The 24,592-nt window shown below is 35.7% G+C and carries 28 protein-coding genes; 7 read left to right on the forward strand and 21 right to left on the reverse strand.

Features of this window, described 5'->3' with window-relative positions; all coding sequences use genetic code 11:
• Positions 1 to 2: 2 nt before the first annotated feature.
• From HMPREF2937_RS10510 to dhaK, 4 genes are all read right to left on the reverse strand, one after another.
• A complete protein-coding gene (locus tag HMPREF2937_RS10510) occupies positions 3 to 1,301 on the reverse strand; it encodes a glycosyltransferase family 2 protein (protein ID WP_070864542.1) in 1,299 nt (432 codons plus the stop codon).
• A gap of 224 nt (positions 1,302 to 1,525) precedes the next feature.
• The gene (dhaM, locus tag HMPREF2937_RS10515; RefSeq protein WP_070864543.1) at positions 1,526 to 1,888 is read right to left on the reverse strand and encodes a dihydroxyacetone kinase phosphoryl donor subunit DhaM; all 363 of its coding nucleotides are present in this window, start codon (positions 1,886 to 1,888) and stop codon (positions 1,526 to 1,528) included.
• Between the two features lie 4 nt (positions 1,889 to 1,892).
• Positions 1,893 to 2,471 carry a dihydroxyacetone kinase subunit DhaL gene (dhaL, locus tag HMPREF2937_RS10520; protein ID WP_060804421.1) on the reverse strand — a complete coding sequence of 193 codons (579 nt, stop codon included), beginning with the start codon at positions 2,469 to 2,471 and terminating at the stop codon, positions 1,893 to 1,895.
• Positions 2,472 to 2,492: 21 nt separating this feature from the next.
• Entirely contained in the window at positions 2,493 to 3,458 is a 966-nt protein-coding gene (dhaK, locus tag HMPREF2937_RS10525) for a dihydroxyacetone kinase subunit DhaK (protein WP_070864544.1), read from the reverse strand.
• A 185-nt stretch (positions 3,459 to 3,643) separates the two neighbouring features.
• Between dhaK and HMPREF2937_RS10530 the strand changes: the two genes are divergently transcribed.
• Entirely contained in the window at positions 3,644 to 3,880 is a 237-nt protein-coding gene (locus HMPREF2937_RS10530; protein ID WP_002479953.1) for a hypothetical protein, read from the forward strand.
• Between the two features lie 71 nt (positions 3,881 to 3,951).
• On the opposite strand, the gene HMPREF2937_RS10535 is transcribed toward HMPREF2937_RS10530, so the two are convergent.
• The 4 genes from HMPREF2937_RS10535 to HMPREF2937_RS10550 all read right to left on the reverse strand — a co-directional run bounded on the left by HMPREF2937_RS10535 (position 3,952) and on the right by HMPREF2937_RS10550 (position 7,699).
• Positions 3,952 to 4,302: a zinc ribbon domain-containing protein YjdM gene (locus tag HMPREF2937_RS10535; protein ID WP_002479954.1), complete on the reverse strand. Its 351-nt coding sequence runs from the start codon at positions 4,300 to 4,302 to the stop codon at positions 3,952 to 3,954.
• A gap of 109 nt (positions 4,303 to 4,411) precedes the next feature.
• Positions 4,412 to 6,004, reverse strand: a complete 1,593-nt coding sequence (locus HMPREF2937_RS10540) for an ABC transporter permease (RefSeq protein WP_070864545.1) — start codon at positions 6,002 to 6,004, stop codon at positions 4,412 to 4,414.
• A 1-nt stretch (position 6,005) separates the two neighbouring features.
• Positions 6,006 to 6,905 carry an ABC transporter ATP-binding protein gene (locus HMPREF2937_RS10545; RefSeq protein ID WP_070864546.1) on the reverse strand — a complete coding sequence of 300 codons (900 nt, stop codon included), beginning with the start codon at positions 6,903 to 6,905 and terminating at the stop codon, positions 6,006 to 6,008.
• A 125-nt stretch (positions 6,906 to 7,030) separates the two neighbouring features.
• Positions 7,031 to 7,699, reverse strand: coding sequence for an NDxxF motif lipoprotein (locus HMPREF2937_RS10550; protein WP_057510064.1), 669 nt, complete (start codon positions 7,697 to 7,699; stop codon positions 7,031 to 7,033).
• 309 nt (positions 7,700 to 8,008) lie between these two features.
• Here HMPREF2937_RS10550 and HMPREF2937_RS10555 point away from each other — a divergent pair, with 309 nt between their 5' ends.
• Positions 8,009 to 9,382 (forward strand): amino acid permease, encoded by a 1,374-nt coding sequence (locus HMPREF2937_RS10555; protein WP_002479958.1) that lies wholly within the window; start codon positions 8,009 to 8,011, stop codon positions 9,380 to 9,382.
• Between the two features lie 130 nt (positions 9,383 to 9,512).
• Here HMPREF2937_RS10555 and HMPREF2937_RS10560 read toward each other — a convergent pair whose 3' ends face one another.
• From HMPREF2937_RS10560 to HMPREF2937_RS10615, 12 genes are all read right to left on the reverse strand, one after another.
• Positions 9,513 to 10,505, reverse strand: a complete 993-nt coding sequence (locus HMPREF2937_RS10560) for a D-lactate dehydrogenase (protein WP_002479959.1) — start codon at positions 10,503 to 10,505, stop codon at positions 9,513 to 9,515.
• Positions 10,506 to 10,856: 351 nt separating this feature from the next.
• Positions 10,857 to 11,327 (reverse strand): Na+/H+ antiporter subunit G, encoded by a 471-nt coding sequence (locus HMPREF2937_RS10565; protein ID WP_002479960.1) that lies wholly within the window; start codon positions 11,325 to 11,327, stop codon positions 10,857 to 10,859.
• Positions 11,305 to 11,601, reverse strand: coding sequence for a Na(+)/H(+) antiporter subunit F1 (locus tag HMPREF2937_RS10570; protein WP_023015570.1), 297 nt, complete (start codon positions 11,599 to 11,601; stop codon positions 11,305 to 11,307). The genes HMPREF2937_RS10565 and HMPREF2937_RS10570 overlap by 23 nt, the downstream gene beginning before the upstream one ends.
• Positions 11,598 to 12,086 (reverse strand): Na+/H+ antiporter subunit E, encoded by a 489-nt coding sequence (locus HMPREF2937_RS10575; RefSeq protein ID WP_002479962.1) that lies wholly within the window; start codon positions 12,084 to 12,086, stop codon positions 11,598 to 11,600. The genes HMPREF2937_RS10570 and HMPREF2937_RS10575 overlap by 4 nt, the downstream gene beginning before the upstream one ends.
• Entirely contained in the window at positions 12,086 to 13,582 is a 1,497-nt protein-coding gene (locus tag HMPREF2937_RS10580; RefSeq protein WP_373879077.1) for a Na+/H+ antiporter subunit D, read from the reverse strand. Before HMPREF2937_RS10580 ends, HMPREF2937_RS10575 begins: the two co-directional genes overlap by 1 nt.
• Complete coding sequence (locus HMPREF2937_RS10585) at positions 13,569 to 13,916, reverse strand: Na(+)/H(+) antiporter subunit C (RefSeq protein WP_070864548.1); 348 nt, start codon at positions 13,914 to 13,916, stop codon at positions 13,569 to 13,571. The genes HMPREF2937_RS10580 and HMPREF2937_RS10585 overlap by 14 nt, the downstream gene beginning before the upstream one ends.
• On the reverse strand, positions 13,913 to 14,338 hold the full coding sequence (locus HMPREF2937_RS10590; RefSeq protein WP_002479965.1) for a monovalent cation/H+ antiporter subunit B: 426 nt from the start codon (positions 14,336 to 14,338) through the stop codon (positions 13,913 to 13,915). The genes HMPREF2937_RS10585 and HMPREF2937_RS10590 overlap by 4 nt, the downstream gene beginning before the upstream one ends.
• Entirely contained in the window at positions 14,325 to 16,808 is a 2,484-nt protein-coding gene (locus tag HMPREF2937_RS10595; protein WP_070864549.1) for a DUF4040 family protein, read from the reverse strand. The genes HMPREF2937_RS10590 and HMPREF2937_RS10595 overlap by 14 nt, the downstream gene beginning before the upstream one ends.
• A gap of 55 nt (positions 16,809 to 16,863) precedes the next feature.
• Positions 16,864 to 17,424 (reverse strand): tyrosine-type recombinase/integrase, encoded by a 561-nt coding sequence (locus HMPREF2937_RS10600; RefSeq protein WP_070864550.1) that lies wholly within the window; start codon positions 17,422 to 17,424, stop codon positions 16,864 to 16,866.
• A gap of 211 nt (positions 17,425 to 17,635) precedes the next feature.
• Positions 17,636 to 17,845, reverse strand: a complete 210-nt coding sequence (locus HMPREF2937_RS10605; protein ID WP_057510069.1) for a hypothetical protein — start codon at positions 17,843 to 17,845, stop codon at positions 17,636 to 17,638.
• 150 nt (positions 17,846 to 17,995) lie between these two features.
• Positions 17,996 to 18,694, reverse strand: a complete 699-nt coding sequence (locus HMPREF2937_RS10610) for a hypothetical protein (protein WP_070864551.1) — start codon at positions 18,692 to 18,694, stop codon at positions 17,996 to 17,998.
• 10 nt (positions 18,695 to 18,704) lie between these two features.
• Positions 18,705 to 19,583, reverse strand: a complete 879-nt coding sequence (locus HMPREF2937_RS10615; protein WP_070864552.1) for a hypothetical protein — start codon at positions 19,581 to 19,583, stop codon at positions 18,705 to 18,707.
• 197 nt (positions 19,584 to 19,780) lie between these two features.
• Between HMPREF2937_RS10615 and HMPREF2937_RS10620 the strand changes: the two genes are divergently transcribed.
• The 5 genes from HMPREF2937_RS10620 to HMPREF2937_RS10640 all read left to right on the forward strand — a co-directional run bounded on the left by HMPREF2937_RS10620 (position 19,781) and on the right by HMPREF2937_RS10640 (position 24,161).
• Positions 19,781 to 20,992: a hypothetical protein gene (locus tag HMPREF2937_RS10620; RefSeq protein WP_070864553.1), complete on the forward strand. Its 1,212-nt coding sequence runs from the start codon at positions 19,781 to 19,783 to the stop codon at positions 20,990 to 20,992.
• Positions 20,993 to 21,012: 20 nt separating this feature from the next.
• Entirely contained in the window at positions 21,013 to 22,140 is a 1,128-nt protein-coding gene (locus HMPREF2937_RS10625; protein ID WP_070864554.1) for a 5,10-methylene-tetrahydrofolate dehydrogenase, read from the forward strand.
• A 373-nt stretch (positions 22,141 to 22,513) separates the two neighbouring features.
• On the forward strand, positions 22,514 to 23,146 hold the full coding sequence (locus HMPREF2937_RS10630; RefSeq protein ID WP_060804433.1) for an ATP-binding cassette domain-containing protein: 633 nt from the start codon (positions 22,514 to 22,516) through the stop codon (positions 23,144 to 23,146).
• 18 nt (positions 23,147 to 23,164) lie between these two features.
• Positions 23,165 to 23,887, forward strand: coding sequence for a peptide ABC transporter permease (locus HMPREF2937_RS10635; protein ID WP_070864555.1), 723 nt, complete (start codon positions 23,165 to 23,167; stop codon positions 23,885 to 23,887).
• 82 nt (positions 23,888 to 23,969) lie between these two features.
• Positions 23,970 to 24,161 (forward strand): hypothetical protein, encoded by a 192-nt coding sequence (locus HMPREF2937_RS10640; protein WP_057510076.1) that lies wholly within the window; start codon positions 23,970 to 23,972, stop codon positions 24,159 to 24,161.
• Positions 24,162 to 24,231: 70 nt separating this feature from the next.
• On the opposite strand, the gene HMPREF2937_RS10645 is transcribed toward HMPREF2937_RS10640, so the two are convergent.
• Positions 24,232 to 24,567 (reverse strand): ArsR/SmtB family transcription factor, encoded by a 336-nt coding sequence (locus tag HMPREF2937_RS10645; protein ID WP_242543498.1) that lies wholly within the window; start codon positions 24,565 to 24,567, stop codon positions 24,232 to 24,234.
• Positions 24,568 to 24,592: the final 25 nt, after the last annotated feature.

Below are 24,592 nucleotides of genomic sequence, written 5' to 3' on the forward strand. Positions count from 1 at the left end.
GTTTATTTCCTCCTATGCAATTTCGTAGATAGTCTTTTAAATATTGAAGGACTTATTATCGAATAGTTATTTTCTTCACCTTTTATTTGTACTATAAATCCAAGGAACACTCTCCATAAGCTAACTCGAATTTTATATTTGTTAACTGTTACATCCCTATCAATTTCTTTACCTAATATGCATCTCTCATAGTAACTAAAGATTGTCGCTTCTGTGTTAGTAATAAAAATCTTACTTTCTCCAGGTATCCCAACAGCTTCATTAGAAAAAGTGAATTGTAATGTTCCGTTTTTAAAATTGTAACCCTGAAGCAGTACTTTAATTTGTTTGTGAAGTAAAGATAAATCCATTTTCATATCTTTCAATTGGTACATGTAAATTTTACAGTAAAGCGGGCATTCTAATTGGTCTATTGTTTTAGTACTTATATTTATAAACAGTTGTTTTGAAAGATGCATAAATGTCTCTGTAATAAATGACTTATGCTCGATTATGTACTTTTGATTATACTCTGCAAGATATCCTAAATAGTGTCTTGCGATTAAGTATTGAATATAAGGAAGAACCTCACCGTATAATTTCTTTGATAGGTCAATTAATGGAAAATATGCATTTTTCAAATGTGCTGTATATCTGCTTTCTTCGCCCCATGCAGCATGGCTTAATGAATTTGTATTATTGCGATCATAATAATAATAAGCACCATTAACCAGTCCATACCTCAGATTTTCTAGTAATATCGTATTGATTAATAAAGCGTCCTCCCAAAAAGTCAGGTTTTCTTGAAACTTATGGTGTTGTGAGTTAAACACTTCACTTCGAAACACAGTACCTCCCATATGGTACTGAATAGATGTTGAATGTTGTCTGATATCTACATAACCTGATGTATTTTTAAATTTGAAATTCAAAGATTGTGGGGATAATTGATTATTTTTATTTAGTATAATCGGAGCTACTGATAACTTTAATTCTGGATATTGCTCAAAAATTTCCAGGTGTGCTTCAATATAATTTTCGCTAATAGTATCAGAGTCATCTATAAATGCAGTAAATAAAGAAGCTTTATCCAATGCATTTAAGCCGGCATTACGTGCCGCACTGACACCTTTATTTTCTTGGTTTATAACTTTTATTCTTTGATCATCATATCTTTCTAAAATTCTTTTAGTGTTGTCTGTACTTCCATCATTTATCACAATGATTTCTATCTCTTGAGATGTCCTATTGTTTAAGATACTCTCAATCGTCTTACTGATTGTCTCTTCTGCATTATAAGCAGGCAGTATAAAGCTAAACATTTGTTCACCAACGCTTTCGATTCTATGTTGTATTTCTTTGTGGTTTGCATTTGCCTTATAATCAATATACTACATAACGTTTTTAAACAAAAGTAAATGTTGCTCAATCTTTATTTTAAATTTTAATACTTCACAACACATATTATGAGTGTATTTATTGCCAATCTATATTTGTGCAATAAACAAATAACGACGCACTTGCTTACACAAATGCGCCGTTATTTTTATCTATATTCACTTTCAACTGATTCTACAACTTGTTCATAACTCATACTAGTAGAGATGTTGACACTTGCTAGAAAGCTGCCTTCTACAATAGGTGCTTCTACTTTCTCTACTCTATATTGTCCATCGTACATTTCAATAGCCATATCTAAGTTCATTTCTGCTGAACCTAAATCATAGAAACAAATCGCATCGTCTTTTAAACCTTCAATTGCTTGTTGTATAGGTTCAAAGGATGTTCCAATAGTACCATCACTGCCGCCGACTGGAATCACTTGCACGCCTTCAGCCATTTGGCTAATAAGTTTTTTGATGCCGTTTGCGATTTCTTCACTATGACTGACTACAATAATCGCTGTCATTGATTTACTCATCTCCTATCAATGCGTTTAAGATATAAACACTACTTTGTGCACCTGGATCTGTGTGACCTCTTGACTCTTCTTTGAAGTAAGCTGCACGTCCTTTTGTCGCAACTAAATCTTCTGTATTATCTGCGAGTGTTTGAAGGTATGCGATATCAACAGTCTCTCCATTTTCTACCGCTTCTCTCGCTCTTTCAATCACGTCGTACATTGTTTTTTCATCTAGTTCAACTTTACCGCGTTGATGTACCGCTTGTGAAAATGCCTCTAACAACTTAGGTAAGTTGTCTTCTGTAATCTCATCTTCCGCAACTTGTGCCATTTTGACAAAACTGAAACCGTATAATGGACCTGAAGCACCACCAACTTTAGACATTAAAGTCATTCCCGTTGTTTTCAAAACATCTTGGACTGTGTCCGCATTTTCTAATGCTTGTGGTAAGGCATTAAAGCCTCTTACCATGTTGACACCATGGTCACCATCACCAATGGCACGATCAAGTTCTGTTAATGTATCTTCACGTTCTTGAAAAATTTCTTGTAAATGAATTAAACGTTGTTTTAATGTTTCTGCATTCATAGTTCATTTCCTCCTTGTGCGTTATCCGAAATAACGGCTTGTTGTCGGTGCATTTAATGCGTTCAAACGGTCTTCAGTACTTTCTAATAATGTTAATGAGAAACCTTGCATATCTAACGATGTCATATAATCACCGACAAACCAGTCTTTGGCTGAAACATTTTCTGCTTCAAGTGCTGCTTTGATATACTTCACTGCGATATTTAATTCTGAAAGCGGTGTGCCGCCCATGCCGTTTACCATCACTATGACTTCTTTCGCTTGGACTTCTTCGTTCAAAGCTTGAACTAATTCAGTCGCAATATCTTGGATAGGTTTAACCGCTTCTCTCTTCAATCCACGTTCCCCATGAATACCGATACCGATTTCCATATCCCCAGGTTCTAAATCAAAGCCATACTTACCAGTGGATGGTACAAATGGCGGTGTAAGCGCCATACCAATAGTACGCATATCAGCTAATAATGCTTCAGTTTGTTCTACAATCGTTTCTAGCGATTCACCTTGTTCAGCAAGGTAACCTGCAAACTTATGCACAAAAACTGTGCCTGCTACACCACGGCGCATCTCTTTATCTTCTACCGCAATATCATCTCTGACAATCACTTTACCGACTTTGATACCTTCCATTTCAGCCATTTCTTGCGCCATTTCAAAGTTCATAACATCTCCGGCATAATTTTTGATAATCAATAAGACACCGTCACCATTATCAACAGCTTTAATCGCTTCTAAAATTTTATCCGGTGTCGGCGATGTAAAGATTTCACCGCATACTGCCGCATCTAACATTCCCTGTGCAACATAGCCTGCATGTGCAGGTTCATGTCCGCTTCCTCCGCCAGAAACTAACGCAACACCTTGTTGCTTTTTCTCTTTTCTAACAACAACCGTCTCAGAAATGACAGTTTGCTCGGGATTTGAAAGTGCTAAACCCTCTAACATATCTGAAAGTATTGTAGTTTTATCTTGAATTAATTTTTTCATATGTGCACAACCCCTTTTTGTGTTCAATCATCAATTCATATTTTAGATACACCTCTATTATATAGTCTGACTAATGATTATTCATGTGATAAGAGGTTAGATTCTACAATCATTCAATTAAAAAATATGTTATATTACAATTAAGAAAAGCAATATAAATCACATACAAAGAAGGTGTGTCTACTATGAATCTTTCTTTTGCTAAGCGTGTTGCCGATATTATCACGATTGTCAGCTTTATTGCTTTATTAGTTTTATTGTCCATTAACTTCTACTTTAATATGCAAACAAATGGTTTTTCAGCAGGATTTAAAATTGAAAGCACTACTAACATTATTTTTGTATCACTGTTATTTGCTACTTGTTTAATCAGCGATATCATCAGTACCGTTTTAAAACGAAAACTTAAATACAAACATTAACAAATAGCCCTCCTACTCGGTTTGAATAGGAGGGCTTTCCTACGCTGATATCTGTTTACATCAACGCAATACTATTTGATTTTCTTAACATAAATCGATTTTAAACCGATTTGACCGACACCTGGAATTTTACAATCGATGTCATGACCGTCTTCAGGATCTACTAGACGGATACCTTTAACTTTCGTACCTTGCTTAATCACAGATGAAGCACCTTTGATTTTCAAGTCCTTAATCACTGTCACAGTGTCACCGTCTTGTAATTCTTGACCATTGGCATCTCGTACTTTTAACGCTTCCTCAGCTTCTTCTACTGAATCTTGCGTCCATTCATGTCCGCACATCGGACAGACAAATAACGCACCATCTAAATACGTATATTCCGAACCACAGCTCGGGCAATTAGGTAATGTTTGTTCCATGTTCTCCTCCATGCTCTGTAATGACCCTCTAAATCTACCATATTTCCATAGAAAAAGATATATCAGCGATTAGAATTTAATTTTTTTGAATTGTTTTCTATATTCATGTCTAAGAAATATCTTTATATTTAAAACCAACAATGCCCAAAATAAATAGTATCGTTGCTATCACAAGCATAATTATAGTCGCAGACCAATCCATATCTGCAATCGGCAGACGTGGTACATGCCCAAACGGCGTCACTTTTTTCAACCATTGCTTTATATTTAATAATTGTCCTAGATATACGACTAAGAAAGAGTAAGCTAAATAGAGATAGACAATTAAACTCCCTTTCTTAAACCAACCGATAATACAAACAGCCAATCCCGCAAAGACTAATATTGCTGGAATAAAAACTAACCCTGCAGTGAAGATTTTATTAAAAGCAATAGGTTTATCCATACTTGAGACAGCACCCATATACATTCCTAACGTAGCTAAACTAATCATCAAGACACTGTTGATCAATCCAATCCAAATAAAGCTCATTAAATAACGTATGCGATGTATGGGCAAAGCCAGTATACTTTCTGTATGGCTTAATCTGATTTCCTTTTGGATTTTAAAGATTGCCATTAAAACAGGTATCGTTGAAATCATACCCATAATTGCCATCAATATCGGCACAAATTGTTCAGCATAGTTATTTCCTTTGCCAGTCAACATTCTTTGTAACAGCGGATTTTCTTTAAAGAAATTTTCTAATTCTCCAAATACCGAACCATACGACAAACCTAACATCAACATACCTATAGCCCAAACGATTATTCCCGTACGCTGTAAATGAAGTTGTAGTCCTAAAGGTGATTTTAATAAATATGATGCACACGAATGCCCTTTAAACGTTGGCAATAACCCAGACTCCATATCACGGTGTCTATTCAATATCACCGCAATAATTAATAATATGAGAGACATTCCAAATAACGCAGCAACCGGCCACCAATGGTTATGACTATAAATATCGGTACGTGTGATCCAGCCAAGCGGAACAATGTAAGAAAGCCAAGAAGCTGACACATCGCCTATGGCACGGATTAAATACATTATCAATAACAAACTAATACTGATGCCTGTTGTCTGACTTTGTGTCGTGGTTAATTGCGCGACAAGTAATGTCAACATACTTATCATAAAACCTGATATCGCAATAAGCATGCCGTATAGCCATGCGCCTTCAACAGTAAAATGATCAATACCTGTAAACATCAAGCCTATACTGATTGATATACCTAAAATGACATTAACGATTCCTTGTTGAATTATCGTACTCAAAATCAATGTCATACGTCCTATCGGTAAAGCAGATAACATCGCTAAACGTCCCGCTTCTTCATCCCCTCTTGAATCTTTCGAAACAAATAAGATATTCATAATACTGACGAGAATCACAGTAAACATCAACATCTCATAGCTGAACATCGTCGCTATAGTCATTTGGTCTAAAGAGAATTTACCAAGCATCGCTTGCATCGCAGGATTCTTAAACATTTCAAACAGTGGTACTAATGCTTGTTTATCAGGATACAAATTCGCAAATGATTGCGGAATCATTAAGGTTAATGCGATTAACCCTACTAACCAAAAGATGATAGACCATTTATTCCGCTTCAAATAAAACAACATTATCTTAGAAAGTGTCAGTCGCTTTTGTGCCATCTTACTCACCTTCTTTTAGCTGCTCGCCATAGTGTCGTAAGAATAAATCTTCTAAAGTCATCGGTTGGCTTTCTAACTTTTTAATGTTGAAGCGACTTAAATATTGAATCACTGTACTGGTTTGATCAGTATCCGCTTGAAATTGATACGTTTCATCTTGTTTGGTTACATCATGTACACCTGGTTGCGCGTCTAAATGTGTTAGTATCTCTTGTGTCATGACGGTAAAGCGCATACGTGTTAAATGACGCATTTCATCTAATGTGCCTGTTTCTATTAATTCACCTTTACGTATAATTCCTACACGGTCACATAGTTGTTCTACTTCAGAAAGAATATGGCTTGATAATAGCACTGTTTTTCCACACTTACGGCACGCTTTTACATGATGTTGGAAGACACGTTCCATTAAAGGGTCTAAACCAGACGTTGGTTCATCAAAAATATACAAATCTACTTCCATACTTAGTGCGGCAATCAAAGCAACTTTTTGTCGATTCCCTTTAGAATACGCACTGCATTTCTTGTGAATATCCAACTCAAAATCTCGAATTAACATTTGTTTACGTTCATGGTTCACTGACTTTTGTAAGCTTAATAAGAACTCAATAACTTCTTCTCCAGTTAAATTCGGCCACAAATTCACATCACCTGGGACATACGCAATGCGTTCATGTATGGCTACTGCTTCTTTAAACGCATCCTTACCAAATAACGTAACACTCCCGGAACTTGGTTTTAATTGGCCTAACATCGTCTTAATTGTCGTTGATTTACCTGAACCGTTCGGACCAATAAAGCCGAAGATTTCTCCTTCTTCAACCCTCATATTTAATTTAGAGAGTGCTTCGAATTTACCAAAGCGTTTTGTGAGATTATTAATTTCTAGAACTGATGTCATATAGATCACCTTCTTATTTCTATTATTCATCTATACTTTAAGAACTTGACTCCATTATACACTTGTTTCACTCAAGAAAAGGTTCATAAATAAATAAGGACATTCCAAAAAGAATGCCCTCATGATTATTTGAATGCTCGTGTATCTATATTTTCTTCTTCCAATATTTTTTCAATTTTCTTTTGTTCACGTTTGTTAGGTTTATCGTTTCCTTTTTCAATCGCACCGACTTCTTTTACAGAAACACGTCCATTTTTTGAAGAAGCAATTGCGGTATCTATTTTTTCATCGATATCTCTGAGGTATTGGTTAGAGTTTGTAATGTAGCGATTAATTTTATGCGCGTGTCCGTCATAACCTTTCGGTAAACGATTTTCATTAATATACTGCGCAAAGTTGTTATCATTCGTACTTGCTAGCTCACTGGCTTTTTCAATATGTTTTGCATCGCGTTTAGAAAGCCCTTCTTTTGAATGAAGCTTTTGTTGATAGTGTTCATAAATACGTGTGATATCATGATCAGCATTCAAATACGTTTGGATATCTTGTTTTAATTCTGCTTTAGTCAATTTTTGATTCTTTTTCTTTTTGTCAAAGATAGACGGATTTAAATCCACTTGTTGTCCTTCTGATGTCGCAGATCCAGTATCTTTCTTGTGTTCTTGTTGTGGCGGTGCTTTTTGCGTCGGTTCTTGTTTGGCCTCTTGTTTGACTTCTTTCACTTCTGAAGAAGCACATCCTGATAATATCAATGTCATAGACGCAAAAAGCAATCCCGTTATTAATTTTTTCACTGTTACCTTCTCCTTTGATTCTGCGCCTTATTTTATCTTTTTAATAATTCACTCGCTCAGTCATTTTTTACCCTAAATCTCATAATGTATGATGTTATCTTCTAAAATCATATATAAAACGCTTTCATTGAAATTTGATTTAGAAAAATTAAAAATTAGTCACGCAACTCATTAAAATTAGTGTATAATACTTCCATACACATATTCTATTCCGTACAACATAAAAAGAAAATAGATGATATGCAGTTCGCAGTTTCACTCTGCACGCCATCCATTCTCTATATAAAAACTACAAAGAGGTGTAACATCATGGAAAACAATGATTTAAAACGCAGTATGACCAATCGTCACATTCAGCTGATCGCCATCGGGGGCGCTATCGGTACGGGGCTTTTCTTGGGGGCAGGGAAAAGTATTGCGTTAGCTGGGCCATCCATTCTTTTGGCCTACATCATTATCGGGTTCTTCTTGTTCATTATGATGCGTGCATTAGGTGAACTTCTTTTATCAAACAGTCAATACAATTCATTTATTGATATTGCGGAAGATTATTTAGGCCATATGGCTGGTTTCTTTACAGGTTGGACGTACTGGTTTTGTTGGGTAGCTACAGGTATTGCGGACATCACAGCTGTAACCAAATATATTAATTTCTGGTGGCCGTCTTTCCCACCATACTTAACAGCGATTATCACAGTTATCTTACTACTTGCACTAAACTTAATGACCGTTAAAGCTTATGGGGAAATCGAATTCTGGTTTGCGATTATTAAAGTTATTGCGATTTTATTCTTAATTGTCATTGGCCTTTATTTAATCTTTACTGGATTCTCATCACCTAACCATATTCAAAGTGGTTTCAGCAACCTTTACTCTCACGGCGGATTCTTCCCTAATGGGGTTATGGGCTTTTTACTCGCTTTCCAAATGGCAGTATTTAGTTTCGTAGGGATTGAATTAGTCGGTGTTACTGCACGTGAAACAAAAGATCCAGAAAAGAACTTACCGAAAGCCATCAACAGCGTCGGTATTCGTATCATCATCTTTTATGTTTTAAGCTTAATGGTTATTATGAGTATCACACCATGGGATAAATTAGATCCTAAAGAAAGTCCATTCGTTAACTTATTCGTTTTAGCCGGTATTCCAGCTGCTGCGGGTATCGTTAACTTTGTGGTATTAACTTCAGCATCTAGTGCCGCAAACAGCGGATTATTCAGTAACAGTCGTATGGTTTATGGTTTAGCTGTTTCAGACAGCGCACCTAAAGCTTTAGGTAAAGCCAATCGTCACGGGGTCCCATACAATGCATTGATTTTCTCAGGGGTTGTCTTATTCTTAGCAGCATTATTGAACTATGTTATTCCAGATACTGTATTCACAGTCGTAACTACAGTCGCAACAATTTTCTTTATCTTTATTTGGACAATTATTTTAGTTTGTTATATCAAATATCGTAAAGCACATCCTGAATTACATGCTGCTTCAAAATTTAAAAACTTCTTTGGTGTAGTTGGTTCATATAGTACCCTTGTCTTCTTCGTTATTGTTATCGCGATTTTATTCTTAGCTGAAGATACAAGAGTAGCCTTATACTTCTCACCATTCTGGTTAATCTTATTATTTATCGCATATAAAGTCGGCGGCTTTAAAAACCGTGGCTTAAATCGCATTAAACATTAATACACAACACATCAAACAGGTGGAGATTTGAAGTCTTCACCTGTTTTTGTGTATATGATACAAATTAAAAAGCCGAATCAGTTGAGCTGATCCGACTTCCTTTATATAAAATAACTTCGACTCACAATAATTAGTTCAAGCGTGTTGGTGTATCGCCTGTTTTGATGACATTAAGTGCAGCATTTAATCCGCCTTCAACTAAGTTACGTACCGCTTCATCAGAGAAGAATGCGATATGTGGTGTTAATTGAATTCTGTCATTTTCGATTAATTTTTTGAATGTTTCATCTTCAAGTTCTTTACCAGTAAAGTCAAATGTGAAGTAAGGCATTTCGAACTCGTAAGTGTCGACAGCTGCGCCTGTTAATTTGCCTTCATTGACCGCATCGATTAATGCTTCTGTATCTACAACTGCACCACGTGCTGCATTAACTAAGATTGCGCCATCTTTGAATTTCGCAAACATTTCTTTATTGAAAATGTGGTGGTTGTCTGCAGAACCTGGCATGTGTAAAGAAACGATGTCCGCATCTTTAACTGCTTCTTCAATCGTATCTTTATATTCTAAGAAATCTAATGAATCATTTGGATATAAATCATAACCTACAATTTTAGCACCGAAGCCTGCGAAAAGGTTACCAGTTAATGCGCCGATACGTCCTGTACCGATAATTGCGACTGTCATGTCTTTTACTGGTCTTGCCATAATTGTCGCATCCCAAGTAAAGTCATAGTCTTGAACACGTTTTTCAATACGTGGGAATCTACGTACAAGATTTAATGCAGCAGCTACTGAGTATTCCGCAATTGTTTCAGGAGAATAGCTAGGCACGTTTGAGATAATAATACCGTGTTTTTTCGCTAATTCTAAATCATACATATCAAAACCTGCAGTACGTTGTGCAACTTGTTTGATGCCCATTGCTTCTAATTTAGGGTAAGCTTCTTTTTCAAGTTTGCCGAATTGCATTGTTGTAACGCCGTCAAACCCTTCAAGCTGATCCAAAGTATCATAGCTTAAAAAGTCATTTGAGAATGAAACTTCAACATCATTCTCTTTAGCCCAGTTCAAAGCTACATCTTTTTCATAATCACGTGTACCAAAAAATTTAATTTTTGTCATAATTACTCCCTCAATTCTAAAAGTTGTATAGTAGAGTAATTCATATCCTATCTAATATATTATGTGAATACATTCACAAAGTCAATAGGTTACAAATTAATCTGAATAATCTGTCAAACTGATTATACTCCATTTGCGTACGTTTGCATATATGATTGTTCAATACTTTTAAAATTTTAAATAACATTGTACAAAGCGGTGTCTATATACCATGATTCTGGAACAATTATTGGATTATAAACATCTAGACACTTTCTATTTTGGAACTCTACGACAAAACAGTATTGAGGTTGGCTAAACTAAAAATACGCACGCCATAGTTTAGAAATTCACTATAGCGTGCGTATTAGATTAGTCATCTTTCTTTTTATAACGAATTGTCGGCTGATGCTCACCTTTTGTGAACGCTTCTGTTGCTTTTCGTCTGCGTTCAGCTCGTAACTTTCTGTTTTTCTTAGCTTCTCTTTTATTATAAGCAATATTCAAAGAAGCCCCTTTTTGGGTGTTGTCTTTCATATACATATACGAACCAACGTTATAAGCCGTACGTACAATCATTTGTCCAGCGACTGGTGACGTCATGTATAAGAATAAGATCGTTAATAGCGTTCTGACACTGAAGTAATCACGTGTAAACCAGAAATAAATAAATACACCAATTAATGAAAACAACACAGATAAGGTTGAACTTTTCGTTGCGGCGTGTGCACGCAAGAAGATATCATCAAACTTTAAAATACCGATGGCACTAATGAGAGCGACAATAGATCCCAACAAGATAAGGACAGCTGCGAATAAACTAACGATTTCGTTTATTATCAAAGATTCGTCCTCCTTCTACGAAGCGTGAGATACCAATGGTACTCAAGAATGCGAGGATAGCGATAATTAAGCTCGCATCTAAGAAAGTTAAGGTGTTTAAGACGATACTGAGTAAGCCTACAATAGAGATAATCATCGCACCAATACTATCAAATGCGACCACCCTATTAGGTGTTGTCGGTCCTTTAATCACACGTATCAAAGCGATAATCACCGCAATACCGTAAATGACTAAAGCACTCCGTATCATCCAATCTATGACCATTTCAATCATTTGAGCACCTCCCATATCAAACGTTCATATTTCTTAATCTGCTTGGTTAAAACTGCTTTGTCTTTTTCAGAAACATCGATCGCATGAATAAAGAAACGACTGCCATCAGGTGATACCCTGAGTACGAGCGAGCCTGGTGTCAACATAATTAACAAGGTCAGTAAAGTAATCGCCCAGTCTCTTTTCAATGACGTTTCATAAATTAATAAACCTGGGTTCATGTCATGTGATTTAAATAAGATATAGTTGATGGTTGATAAACTCGATATCAACAGCTGCATATTATAAATCAAAATGAATTTAGAAATAATCCAGACTTTCTTTAAGTAGAAGACACGTTTAAAGAAGAATCGATGGATTAAATATACAATCGCAATACCAATCAGATATCCCGCAATAAATGTAGACAAGTGGAATTTATCTTCGTCTTGAAAGAGCGTCCATAATACAGCAATTAAAATATTCAGGGTTAGTTGGGCTAACATTATTCCACCTCCACATTTGGGATAACTGATTTGATATAGTCACTAGGGTTTATATTAAATTCAGCCGCATGATGTGCGACATCTAAAATCCATTCGGCACAAAGCCCCATCAGGATAGTCGCAACTGTTAACAAAATCATCGCAATCAACTTATGCGGCAAGATTGGTTGTCGTTGGACTACAGGCATCTCTTCTCTACCGAAATACATATAGAAAAAGACTTTCAATAAACTATACATCGCAATCAAGCTGGTGATAATCATCAGTGCGACACCGACCACATACCCTTCAGCGAGTGCACCTTGTATAATCAGTAATTTCCCAGGAAATCCACTGAATGGCGGTACGCCGCCAATAGATAATGTGACAATAAATAAAATAATACCTAATGACGGATGCGTATGAATCAAACCGCCCATTTGTTTATAACTTCGGTAACCTGTTAAGACAACAAAGACACCCATGACTAAGAATAATAAGGTCTTAATAATCATGTCATGACCGGCATAGAAAATCGCACCTGTCACACCTGCTTGATTCAAGGTACTGATACCCATGACTGAGAAGCCGATAGACAAGATAACTTGATAAGCAGCTATTTTTTTCACATCTTCATAACCCAGTACACCGATAGCACCAATAATCATCGTAATGATTGCCATATAATACATGAGTTGATGTGTAATATCAGGCTGTTGATCAAATAACAACACCATGACACGAATTAACGCATACACACCGACCTTTGTCATCAATCCCGCAAATAACGCAGCTAATTCAGTATTCAATGCGGCATAGGCTTTAGGCAGCCACATAAACATGACTAAAGCTGCTTTACCGCCGAACACGAAGATCATAATAATCGCAATCATTGTCATTATCGGCGGTTGGTCACTTCCACTTATCCGCATCGCTAAATGACCGAAGTTCAATGTGCCGAGTGTGCCATATAAATAAGCGACACCGATAAGGAAGAACCAAGAACTGACAACGTTCATTACGACATAAATGACACTCGCACGTAATTGTTCTAGTGTTTGACCAAGTGTTAATAAGACGAACGACGCAATCAACATAATTTCAAACATCACGTACAAGTTGAAAATATCAGCAGTTAAGAAACTGCCGTTGACACCTGTCAGCATAAATAAAATAAAGGATGGTAAGAAATAACGGTTCGCAAGATGTTCACGCTTACCAAAACCGAAATAAATAACACAAGTAACCACTAAGTTGGCAATTGTGACAAAGAAAATACTTAAAGTATCGCCGACAAATTGAATGCCGAATGGCGGCTGCCAATCACCAAAATTGATTACTAGCGGTTGATGTTGATAGACATACGCTAATAAATAAGCTGAAACTGCTGTGTTGATGATTTGAATCGTAATCGCGATACGTCTCGTAACCATTAAACGTTCTTTAAAGAAGAATAAAATTAATCCTGTGACTAAAGGCAACAACAGTGGGATTAACATCATATTATTCATCGACATCATCATCCTCACCGCGTAACGCTTCAATTCGGTTTACCCGTGTCACTTTATAAGTACGATAGACTAAGACAAGTAAGAATGCGGAAACCGCAAATCCGATGACAATTGCGGTTAAAATCAACGCTTGTGGTAAGGGATCTACATAATTACTGCCTTCATCGTTAATAATCGGTACTTTTGTACTATCAAAGCCGCTCATCGCTAAAATGACTAAGTTTGCGACGTGTGTATAAATGGCAGTACCTAAAACAATCCGAATTAAGTTTTTCGATAAAATCATATACGTGCCTGCAAAAGTTAAAATACCAATAATTATAATAAGTATGACGTTCAACTTTTATCACCACTTATCGCAAGCATAATTGTCGTCACTGAACCGACGACTGTTAATAAAATACCGAATTCAAACAATGTCACACTTGAAAGATGCACTTTCTCTAAGTAAGGCAATGTGACGTAAACATCCTCATGTGACAATAAAGGGTGTCCAAAAAACATTGGTACGATTGCGGTAGCAATGGATAATAAAGAACCTGTAATCGTTACTGCTCTGAAATCAAGCGGCAGTGAACGAATGACCTTTTCCACATCAAAGGCTAGAAACATCAGGATAAACGCTGAACTGAAAACTAAACCGCCGATAAAGCCGCCACCTGGATTATCATGACCCGCTAAGAAAATATAAGAACCGAAGGTCAAAATAATGAAAACTGCTACTTTAGAAATCGTTTCTAATACAATGTCATTTTCGTGCATCTGAATCACCCTTTCTGATTTTGAATTTAATTAAGGAATAGATACCGAGACCCACTATCATAATGACAATGCCTTCTAACATGGTATCTAGTGCTCTGAAGTCTCCGAGAATTGCGTTGACAATATTTTTAGAACCTGCCAATTTATCACTATGTTCATAGAAACTTGAAATCTTATTAAACGCTTGTTCTTGTTGTGCAATAATCACAAATGTCACGACAAAGAGCGACATTAATAAAGCAATAGATAGCTTGACCGCTTCTTTCCCGACATGTACTTTATCTCGTCGTACGTTTGGTAAATGGTAAAAGACTAATAAGAATAAGATAGTCGTAATCGTTTCAATCACTAACTGTGTCATCGCCAAGTCTGGCGCTCTCATTAAGACAAAGACAATCGCAATCGTATAACCGATAACACCGTTAATAATAATCATCGCCATACGTTCACGTAAGAACACTAATGCAACAGATAAGAAAGCAATATTGGCAGTGACTAAAATTTCAAACCACGTAATCGGCTTCACTTTGAAACCTTCAACAGGTATCCAACCGACGCGAATAAAACCATAAGCCAACATACCGAAGAATAAGAAATAAATCACATGTAAGTATTGATTTAATCGGTTATTCATCATCAACTGCATCCCGCTTCTACTAAAACGCTCACTTCCGCTTAACATACCGCGATAGATACTGTTAATGGATAGAAACTCTGGTAACTTGTTGTAAACATTCATCCAACGTGAACGCCATAAGAGTAAAATACCCACTACATAAATCGTTAAGGTAATCCATAACTCAGGGCTTAAACCGTGCCATGCGGCAATGTGCGGAATAAATGGTGCCACTTTATCTGAATGTCCGATATCACGTAAGGCAGGACCGATTAAATATCGCCCTAAGACGTTCGGGATAATAAAGAATAATGGCATGCCGAGTGTGATCACTGCCGGCGCAATATACAGTCCTACCGGCTCGTGTTCAGGTACTTGCGGTAATCCCTCTTTGTGTAACGGGCCAAAGAAAGTATCTTTCACTAAACGTAAGCTGTAAATGAACGTAAAGAGACTGGCAACCACACCAACAATCAACATCACAGAAACAAAGACTTGGTCATACATCGTAAGTTTTTTCGCGCTGACCAATGTCGCAAAGAACATTTCCTTTGATAAGAAACCATTAAATAACGGGAGACCTGCCATCGCCATTGCGCTGATGGTCATCATCACAGTTGTGACTGGCAATAGTTTACGTAAACCGCCTAAACGCGATAAATCACGTGTGCCTGTTTCATGATCTACAATACCAACACCCATAAAGAGCACACTCTTAAAGAGCGCATGGTTGATTAAATGAAACAGTCCCGCAAATAAACTCGCAACATAAAAGGCTTGGAACCCTTGTGTTTGGTGACTATATGCTAAAAATCCAAAGCCGACCATCGACATAATCATGCCGAGTTGACTGATTGTGGAATAAGCAAGCAATCCTTTTAAATCACGTTGTCCAACTGCCACAAAGGAACCGACCATTAAAGTGATAATACCAATTGTGATAACAATATAAGCTACCCATGGCTCATAACCTAATATCGGTGTAAAACGAAATAGTAAGTATAATCCGGCTTTAACCATTGTCGCAGAGTGCAGATAAGCACTGACAGGTGTCGGTGCTTCCATCGCATCTGGCAACCAGATATGAAATGGAAATTGTGCCGATTTCGTAAAGGCACCTAATAAAATAAAGACAACCGCAAGTGGGAACCAAGGAGATTCATACATCGTTTGGCGAACGGGAATTTGCACTAATTCAGAAATAGTATTTGTACCGGTAATGTTAAATAAAATCACAAACCCAACCATCATAAACATGCCGCCAAAGACAGTGATTAAGAATGATTTCATTGCGCCTGCCTGACTTGTTGGTCGGTTATACCAATAAGCAATTAATAAGAAAGACGCAATACTCGTTAACTCCCAAAATACGTACAGCAGTATGGTATTATTTGCTAGCACAACGCCTAACATCGCAAACATGAACATTAATAAATACACGTAGAACCTTGGCAAATCATCATGTGCTTTTGATAGGTATGCATTCGCATATAATACAACACCTGTACCAATTAAAGTGATTAACAAGGCAAAGATTAAAGACAAGCCATCTAATCTGAACGCAAAATTCACATCGATTGACGGCATCCACGGCAATGAAACCATAACCAGTTGATTGGCGGCGATGCGTGGAATCATGGTTATAAAATAAATTGCGCTGATAACGGGCGCACTTAACGCTATCCATCCAGCTTGTCTGCTTAAAGTTGTTCTGTATCGACCCGTGTTATGCGTAATTTCTTGTTGTGCTTGTTCTGATGCTGACGCTGGTCGTGCAGAACGATTCGGCAGGTTTGTCATGAGTACGAACAACATCACAACAATAATAAAGACAAACAGCCAAATAAGGCTCATAAGAAGTGAGACTCCTTTCTATAGTTGAGTTAAAGTCATATCTAAAAAATAAAAATTAAAGATCTAATTGAATCGTAATCGTGCGGTTTTGTTGCGGAACATCTATAAATTTGAGGGTCTCAGATAAAGTCTGATGACCGAGGTATTTTTGTATCACTGTAAGCGGTGTACCCGATTGGTACGCATGATAAGCAAAAGTTTTACGTAAAGATTGAAGACCAATTTGAGAGAGTCCATTTTGGACAGCAGCATCATGAATAATACGATACGCTTGTTGGCGAGAGAGCGGACGCTTTGTTTTCATAGAACGAAATAGATAATCGTCATGACCAATTCCTTTATCTTTCATAAATTCATCCAATTCCTCACATAACGATTGAGGCAATGGCACATTAATTTCAGATATCCCAGGTTGTCGCCAAACATTAATCACAGCCTGACAATGCTCATCTTGTGTTAAAACATCTAGTCCTTTTAAATGAATTAACATACTAATTCTTAAACCTGTATGTATTGCTAAACGAAACAACAAATAATCACGCTGGTTATGTTCACGTAACGTTTCATACATAGCTTCAATATCTGATTTATCTTTAATCGGCAACACACATTCCATGAAAAGCCCACTCCTTTCTAATTAACAAAATATTGCCACATTAAATTAATGATACTTAATCATTATAATTCATATTTAAGTAACATTAAAGTAACGAAGTCTCATTTTTTCAAAAAATTTAAAATCGTTTATTTGTTAAAAAGCATAAAAAAGAAGCGAGCCAAAGCTCACTTCCTTTAACTTGTATTAATTTTTAATATCACAAATCGCGCTAAAATTCTTTATCCTTCTTAGAATGCTTCATTACTTTTGGAGGTTTCCCTACTAAGAAATATGAAAATAAAATGACTAATATGCCTAATACGGCTGAATAAATGAGGATATATAACTTTTCATTTGGCATTGGAATTATGTATTGCATTGTACAATAGACTAAAAATGCGATTAACCCTATTCTTATCGCATAACCAAAACGGCTCATAATTAGACCTCCAAATCTGATAGACGTTTTAAAATCCTTTACCATTAATTGTCACAGTTCTTATCTCTCTTAACTTCACCGTATCATTCTTTTAAACTTTTATTAATTATTTCCATTAAAAAGAAGCGAGCCAAAGCTCACTTCTTGTTATTAGTCTAATCGAATAATAGGTTGTTGTTCATTATTACCTATCATGATTTTACTTTCTACCGCTTGTATTTGTGACTTAGGAATATTTAATTTTTTCAAATCTGCAACCTTATATTCTTTCATGAACCCATTTTCAATCTCTTGATTATAATCTGCATAATATGTTTGTGTTCCCCATACTATAACTTTTTCATGCGAAATACCAACTAAAACAGAATATGGTCCAGAACGCGGGTCAAATATATAATAAACCATATCTGTTGGCGCATGAATTAATTTCATTTCACTTTCTGGCTGAATCAAATGGACTTCATTTACTTTGAAATGATGTATTTTACCATCATCTGTTCTACCTGAATATTTACCTTCTAACACTTCTTGTCCTGTGATATATTTTTGATCAAAATTCGGATTCAATATCATCAATGCTACATTGTGTTTAATCTCTTGTTCTATTAAAGGTCCTTTTTGTGTTTGCGGTTCTTCTTTTTGATTCTCTGTACTTTCTTTTGAAGTATTGGTTTGATTATTATTTTTTGTTTCTGATGTTACTTTGTCTTGTTTAGCGTTTGTTTCTTTTGTCTCTGTTTTCTGTTCTGATGACTTAGAATTTTGTTTATCTTCTTGTGATTGTGTTCCACATGCGGCTAATAAAAGTAGACTCAAGATCATTGTGAGTATCATTCTAAGTTGTTTCATCTTTTACGCCTCAATTCTCAGGGACAAACTGTAATGTGTGCGGTGTTGCTTGATAGATATGTCGTGTTAGCGCATTGATTTCATTTGAATCGAGTTTCAACTGTTCAAGTTCTTTCACTTTAAAGACTTGTGTCTCTTCTTCTTGAATGAATTGATTATAATCTAATTTTACTTTTTGAGATACTGCATCTTCAGAACTGATTGTTGATTTACCAATAACGATTTCATTATCAGATACACCGATTACTGTTTTCTTGTCAGGATCTTTTGTATGTGTTACAAAATAATACTGCATACCTTCAGGACCATTTTCTACTTGAGGTACTTCTAGAGATTGGAAAAGTACATAGTTCGGAATGCGCACTTGTTGACCGTCATCTGTTTTATAAGTTTTTTGTTTTAAATCTTTAGCATTAACGTAAGTTTTGTTTAATTTAGGGTCTAACAACATCATCGCGATATGTTTTCTATCCATATCTGCTTCAGGACCAGGTGCAAGATCCTCAGGCCCCTTAACTTTACCGCCATCTCTTTCTAAATTTGGTTCTTCATTTTTCTTTGATGAATCTGAGGATTGTGTATCTTTTTCAGTTGTTGCTTTATCAGCTTCTTGTTGTGTTTGTTTAGCTTGTACATTCTTATTTGTATCAGTGTCAGCATGCGCTTTATCTTTTTTCTCCGCTTCATGCACTTCTATTTTTATATCTTGTTTAGTGTGGTACGTCGTATGTGTTTGTTTTTTCTCTTTAGGTGATTGGTCTTGTGATTGAGTGTCGGTTGTTTCTTCTTGTTTTTGGTCTGCTTGTTTTTCATTGTTGTCTTTATGGCCACAACTTGCTAAAAGTAGAGTTGAACAAAGCAGTCCAAGCAATAAATGTTGTCGTTTCATGATGTATACCTCCCGATACTTTATTCTTTATAAATATTATACATTAGAAGCTACATTTTCACTATGTAATCCTTATCAAATTCGTCTTTTTAATAAGTTTTGTTTCTTGTCATTGCGGGAACTTATTAATTATGTAATTATAAATGAATTCAAAATTAATTTTGTTCATAACTTTGTAGAGAGAAAGGAGGCAATTTATGAGTGAGATTAAAGTAGGAATCATTGCTGCTCCAGGGTTTCCTATGGATTTATCAGAGACACTAGCTGAACAAATGCCTACTTCACTAAATAGTAAATTAAAAGAAGATATCAAATGGACTTTCGAATGTGTTTCTGACCCATTAATTGGTTCTGCTGAAGACGTCAACAAAAGTTTAGACGCAGCTCAATCTCTTAAAACCCATCATAAATGGGACTATGCGATTGTTGTGACAGACTTACCCATTGTCGAACAACGTAAAGTAATAGTAGGTAATTTAGATGAACCTATGGCTACTGGATTAATCTCAATTCCGGCTTTAGGTTTATTTGGTGTGAAACGTAAATTGAAACAATGTCTGCTTTATTTTGCGGAAATTATATATTTACATCAATCGAATGAGGATTATCAAACGAAAAAATTAAATCTTTCATTATTTACACGTGTAAAGCCCATTAGAAATATATTCGATGATAAACAAGAGAATGATATGGAATCGAAAGATGATCAAGAAGCCGGAGATGATACTTCACACTCCAAAACAACAACCAAGTTTATTTTAAACCCACTTATTATAAGTTGGATTTTATTATTAGCTGGAATGACCAGAGCCAATCAACCGCTTAAAGAAATTCCAAACTTCAAAAAGATTATTTCCATTTCCTTTGCGACAGCTACATACTTAACCATTTTCTCTACCCCATGGCAATTAAGTATTGAATATACTAACTTAAGATTTATCTTTATGACCACGCTAGCCATTGGCGGAATGACCCTTTGGATTATGTATGCACACTCGTTATGGGAACACGAAACTTCGTTAACAACTAAAACTTATCGAACAGTTTACAATGTAACAACTGTCTTAACTCTATTGATTATTATTGTATTCAGCTATCTCATCTTATTCTTACTGCTTACAATCAGTGTCGCTTTATTCGTGCCGAATGATTTATATAACATGCAGACGATTAATGAAGGCCAGCGTACCCTCGGACAGTTCTTGTACCTTGTATGGTTTGTGACATCACTTGGTTTCTTAGCAGGTGCTTTAGGCGCATCTGTCGAAAACGAAAAGAAAATTCGTGCTATGACTTACTCTTATCGTCAACGTGCACGCTATGAAGAAGCAAAAGAATGGGAAGCTTCCAATTACTATTCATCAGAATCACACCAAAAAGATAATGATGATAACGATCAAAACAATTAAAGAAAGGAGGCTGTAAATTTATGGAGCAACTTGTCGTAGGCATTATCGCTTCACCTGGTATTGCGAATAAACTTTCGCATAAATTAGTAGACACATTACCCGGTTTATTAAATGATTACATTTCATCTCAATACGAATGGAAAATTGAAGTCATTGTTGATGCGTTAACAGGATCTGCAGAAGATGCAGACCAAGCCTATCAAAAAACCGAAGACTACTTAGATCGTTATAACTGGAACTATATTATCAGTTTAACTGACTTACCATTACTTCATGATAATGAGTCAGTCATCGCTGTTGATATCAACGAAGAAAACGGGGCTAGTATTATTTCAATTCCCGCTTATGGTTGGCGTCCTGTTACCAAACGTCTAGAAAGAACAGTGCTGACAATTATTCATGAAATCAATCTATTTTTCAGTGACAACCCAAATCAAAACAATGAAGATGAAAATCATCAAGCAACCTATCGAGAAATATTTCCTTTCTCAAAACTAAGAAAAATCCGTACTTACACTGATGATACACATACGATGCATATCCGTTATATTGTCGCATCTAAAACATCTGGTTACTTCCGTTTACTCAGTGGAATGACCTTTGCGAATAACCCATTAAGATTAATGCAAAGTATGAATAGTGTAATCGCAATCGCATTTACAACCGGCGCATCCGGTTTAATCTTCTCCACCATGTGGTCTTTAAGTAATACTTTTACCACATGGAGATTAACAGTCATGTCCCTCTTTGCGATTTTCGGTATGATTTTATGGATTATCTTAGCGCATAACTTATGGGAAAGTGAACGCTTCAGTATTAATAAACGTATTACGCGGTTGTATAATTTAACAACTCTGACCACACTGACAACGTCAGTCATTATTTATTATGTAACACTCTTTACGATATATTTGATTGCAGCTTCTATTTTATTACCAGCACCCTTCCTAGGAAAGACCTTAGAACTCGGACATCCTGCCACATTTACTCTTTATCTGTCTATCGCATGGTTCGCAGCTTCTCTTTCAACAATTGCGGGAGCCATTGGTGCAGGTATGCGTAACGAAGAACTGGTACGAGAAAGTACGTATGGTTCTAGACAACAAATGAGAAAAGCCCTAATCAAAGAACGTTCTGATAATAACTAACTATTGAAATCAAGATGCAATGACATCTTGATTTCTTTTTTTATTTACTACTCATTTTATAGCGCGGTAGCCTCACGGTTGTCTGAGCTAAGACATCCGAACCTCTTAAAGCCGCTTAATATCAGTAATTATACACAAAATACTTTAATACTCAAGTAATCATCAAAGAATTGAGCAGTATGTCTTGTAAGCTAATAATTTTTTGTAATTTTCTCACGCATGACAAAAAATTCACAAATTATTACCAAAAGACAAATTATAATGATTTGATATTTATGATACGCTATATTTAAGAATTCCTAAAAATTTTGTTAAAACTTGTTAAATAGTATCACTCGAAAACTTTACAATTTTAGCGAGGGAGCCGAGTTAAATGGAAATCAAACAGTATGTATTGCGTATCAAAAGCAAAATCCTATTACAGCCGACTGACTTGGTATTTCACAAAGGTGAAATCAATCATATTATTGGCAGAAATGAAGTTGGCAAGTCTCAATTAGCTAAAGATTTCGTACTTAATCACAGCGGTCATATGCGCCCAGAGATTACAGAAAACACAACTTTGATTAGTAATGCATCATGTATTCCAAGAGATATCACTAAAGATTTTCTCATTCAATTACTCAAGAGTTATTTTATTTGTACCGTCAAAATCGATTACTTGGGTGACTTGTTAGGGATTGAAACTATTCCTGATCACATCCCTATTCGAAAATTAAACAAAGGACAACAAGAAAAGCTGAAGCTATTAAGTTTTCTATCAGAAGACAAACCTATCATCATTTTAGATGAGATCACAAAAGACTTAGATGAAACAACAGTTCACGACTTCTATACTTTCTTTAATAACTATATTTCGGATAATCCTGAAAAAGTAATTATCAATATTACACATAGCGCAAAAGATTTAACATACCTGCCTGGTAAGTACTTTTTATTTAAAGACCTGACGATTGAAGAATATGATTCTAAAGAAGCAGTTGTCGATGAATACATTTGTTTCTAAAAACTTGAGGTGTACAAAATGAGGTTAGAGTTAAGAAAAACAGCGTTTAACAAAATAACACTGATTCTTGGTTCGCTTTTTTTATTACTATTCGTTTTAGGTTATGGCTTTACCACCTTTATGAATGATGGTCAAAGCTTGTCATATGGTGAATATTTCTTCAACACATATACGATTGCGGTAGAAACTGGATTCATACTCTTTTCATTCATCATCGCTTATTACTTCAATAAAGAGTATGCAGATCAAAACATCTTATTTTATAAGTTATTAGGAAATACAGACTTCACCTTCTTTTACAAAAAGATGTTTGTCATTTTCTTAGAATGCTTTGTATTTGTATGTATTGGCATCACTGCCATTTCTTTGATGTTTGGTAATTTCTCGCATTATTTCTTTTTAATCATCATGTTTTCTTTATTAATCTTGCAGTATATCTTAATCATTGGAACAATCAGTATTTTAATTTCTAAAATTTTAATCAGCGTTATTGTCAGTCTAATCTATTGGGTTATTTCTATTGTCTTAGTAATGCTTAATCCAACCATCTTCGGCATCCTTGCGCCTTTTGAAGCAAGCAATGTCATGTATCCTAACGTCGATGCTACATTGAACGGAGATACCTTAGCACTGACTTCTTACGATATTACATTACTGGTTGTTTATTTCCTTTTACTCTTTGCGATCAACTTCGTCGTACTTTTCTTTGCGCGAAAACGCTGGTTGCAATTAGGGCTATAACTTGAAAACATAAACAAGAGGCAGAGTTAAATCCGCCTCTTTTTTCTACATACTCCCTAATAGAAAGGTGTGTACATTAAATATGAATGACTCAATGTTCTGGAAACCCTTCATGATACCTGTGTATTTAATGGTTGCCTTTTTAGGTTTTCTATTATTTAAATTTTATATCCAAGCAAACATGGCTTCTATTATTTTAATTGTCGGTCCATTAATTTATGTGGCAATTGCTTCTATCATTTATAACACTAATCGTAAAAGACAAAATAAATAGCGTTGTATATTTTTAAATAACTGTTGTGCTATCATTCTGCAAAATTGATTCACAACAGTTATTTATATATTTAACTATTTTCGTTTTCTACTTCTGTCAACATAAAGCGCAGCAATTTATCAACTTGAGGATCTTTGATGAAATAATACGCCATTTTCCCTTCTTTTCGGAAATCTATAACTTCTTTTTTATAGAGTATGCGTAAATGATGAGAAGTAGAGGCAATACTCATTTGAAGCAATTTCGCAATGTCGCAAACACACAGTTTCTCTTCTTCAAGCAACGCAAATAAAATCGTTAATTTCTTTTTATCACCTATTGCGTTTAAAGTATTCATTGCCTTAATAGTGTGTGTTTCACTTAAAAAGTCAGAAGCATTTTTCACTTTATCTTCATGCACATACATGATGTCACATTGTTCATTAGACACC

Source organism: Staphylococcus sp. HMSC061G12 (assembly GCF_001838465.1).
GTDB classification, from domain to species: Bacteria; Bacillota; Bacilli; order Staphylococcales; family Staphylococcaceae; genus Staphylococcus; species Staphylococcus simulans.

Excerpts from the sequence above, each read along its gene's own strand:
- HMPREF2937_RS10640 (WP_057510076.1), top strand. The coding sequence starts at position 23,970 with ATGAATGACTCAATGTTCTGGAAACCCTTCATGATACCTGTGTATTTA.
- HMPREF2937_RS10570 (WP_023015570.1), bottom strand. The coding sequence starts at position 11,601 with ATGATTGAAATGGTCATAGATTGGATGATACGGAGTGCTTTAGTCATT.
- HMPREF2937_RS10535 (WP_002479954.1), bottom strand. The coding sequence starts at position 4,302 with ATGGAACAAACATTACCTAATTGCCCGAGCTGTGGTTCGGAATATACG.
- HMPREF2937_RS10590 (WP_002479965.1), bottom strand. The coding sequence starts at position 14,338 with ATGCACGAAAATGACATTGTATTAGAAACGATTTCTAAAGTAGCAGTT.
- HMPREF2937_RS10545 (WP_070864546.1), bottom strand. The coding sequence starts at position 6,905 with ATGACATCAGTTCTAGAAATTAATAATCTCACAAAACGCTTTGGTAAA.
- HMPREF2937_RS10580 (WP_373879077.1), bottom strand. The coding sequence starts at position 13,582 with ATGTCGATGAATAATATGATGTTAATCCCACTGTTGTTGCCTTTAGTC.
- dhaK (WP_070864544.1), bottom strand. The coding sequence starts at position 3,458 with ATGAAAAAATTAATTCAAGATAAAACTACAATACTTTCAGATATGTTA.
- HMPREF2937_RS10510 (WP_070864542.1), bottom strand. The coding sequence starts at position 1,301 with ATGTTTAGCTTTATACTGCCTGCTTATAATGCAGAAGAGACAATCAGT.
- HMPREF2937_RS10620 (WP_070864553.1), top strand. The coding sequence starts at position 19,781 with ATGAGTGAGATTAAAGTAGGAATCATTGCTGCTCCAGGGTTTCCTATG.
- HMPREF2937_RS10645 (WP_242543498.1), bottom strand. The coding sequence starts at position 24,567 with ATGTATGTGCATGAAGATAAAGTGAAAAATGCTTCTGACTTTTTAAGT.
- HMPREF2937_RS10635 (WP_070864555.1), top strand. The coding sequence starts at position 23,165 with ATGAGGTTAGAGTTAAGAAAAACAGCGTTTAACAAAATAACACTGATT.
- dhaL (WP_060804421.1), bottom strand. The coding sequence starts at position 2,471 with ATGAATGCAGAAACATTAAAACAACGTTTAATTCATTTACAAGAAATT.
- HMPREF2937_RS10600 (WP_070864550.1), bottom strand. The coding sequence starts at position 17,424 with ATGGAATGTGTGTTGCCGATTAAAGATAAATCAGATATTGAAGCTATG.
- dhaM (WP_070864543.1), bottom strand. The coding sequence starts at position 1,888 with ATGACAGCGATTATTGTAGTCAGTCATAGTGAAGAAATCGCAAACGGC.
- HMPREF2937_RS10610 (WP_070864551.1), bottom strand. The coding sequence starts at position 18,694 with ATGAAACAACTTAGAATGATACTCACAATGATCTTGAGTCTACTTTTA.
- HMPREF2937_RS10615 (WP_070864552.1), bottom strand. The coding sequence starts at position 19,583 with ATGAAACGACAACATTTATTGCTTGGACTGCTTTGTTCAACTCTACTT.
- HMPREF2937_RS10555 (WP_002479958.1), top strand. The coding sequence starts at position 8,009 with ATGGAAAACAATGATTTAAAACGCAGTATGACCAATCGTCACATTCAG.
- HMPREF2937_RS10530 (WP_002479953.1), top strand. The coding sequence starts at position 3,644 with ATGAATCTTTCTTTTGCTAAGCGTGTTGCCGATATTATCACGATTGTC.
- HMPREF2937_RS10605 (WP_057510069.1), bottom strand. The coding sequence starts at position 17,845 with ATGAGCCGTTTTGGTTATGCGATAAGAATAGGGTTAATCGCATTTTTA.
- HMPREF2937_RS10540 (WP_070864545.1), bottom strand. The coding sequence starts at position 6,004 with ATGGCACAAAAGCGACTGACACTTTCTAAGATAATGTTGTTTTATTTG.
- HMPREF2937_RS10595 (WP_070864549.1), bottom strand. The coding sequence starts at position 16,808 with ATGAGCCTTATTTGGCTGTTTGTCTTTATTATTGTTGTGATGTTGTTC.
- HMPREF2937_RS10575 (WP_002479962.1), bottom strand. The coding sequence starts at position 12,086 with ATGTTAGCCCAACTAACCCTGAATATTTTAATTGCTGTATTATGGACG.
- HMPREF2937_RS10630 (WP_060804433.1), top strand. The coding sequence starts at position 22,514 with ATGGAAATCAAACAGTATGTATTGCGTATCAAAAGCAAAATCCTATTA.
- HMPREF2937_RS10625 (WP_070864554.1), top strand. The coding sequence starts at position 21,013 with ATGGAGCAACTTGTCGTAGGCATTATCGCTTCACCTGGTATTGCGAAT.
- HMPREF2937_RS10560 (WP_002479959.1), bottom strand. The coding sequence starts at position 10,505 with ATGACAAAAATTAAATTTTTTGGTACACGTGATTATGAAAAAGATGTA.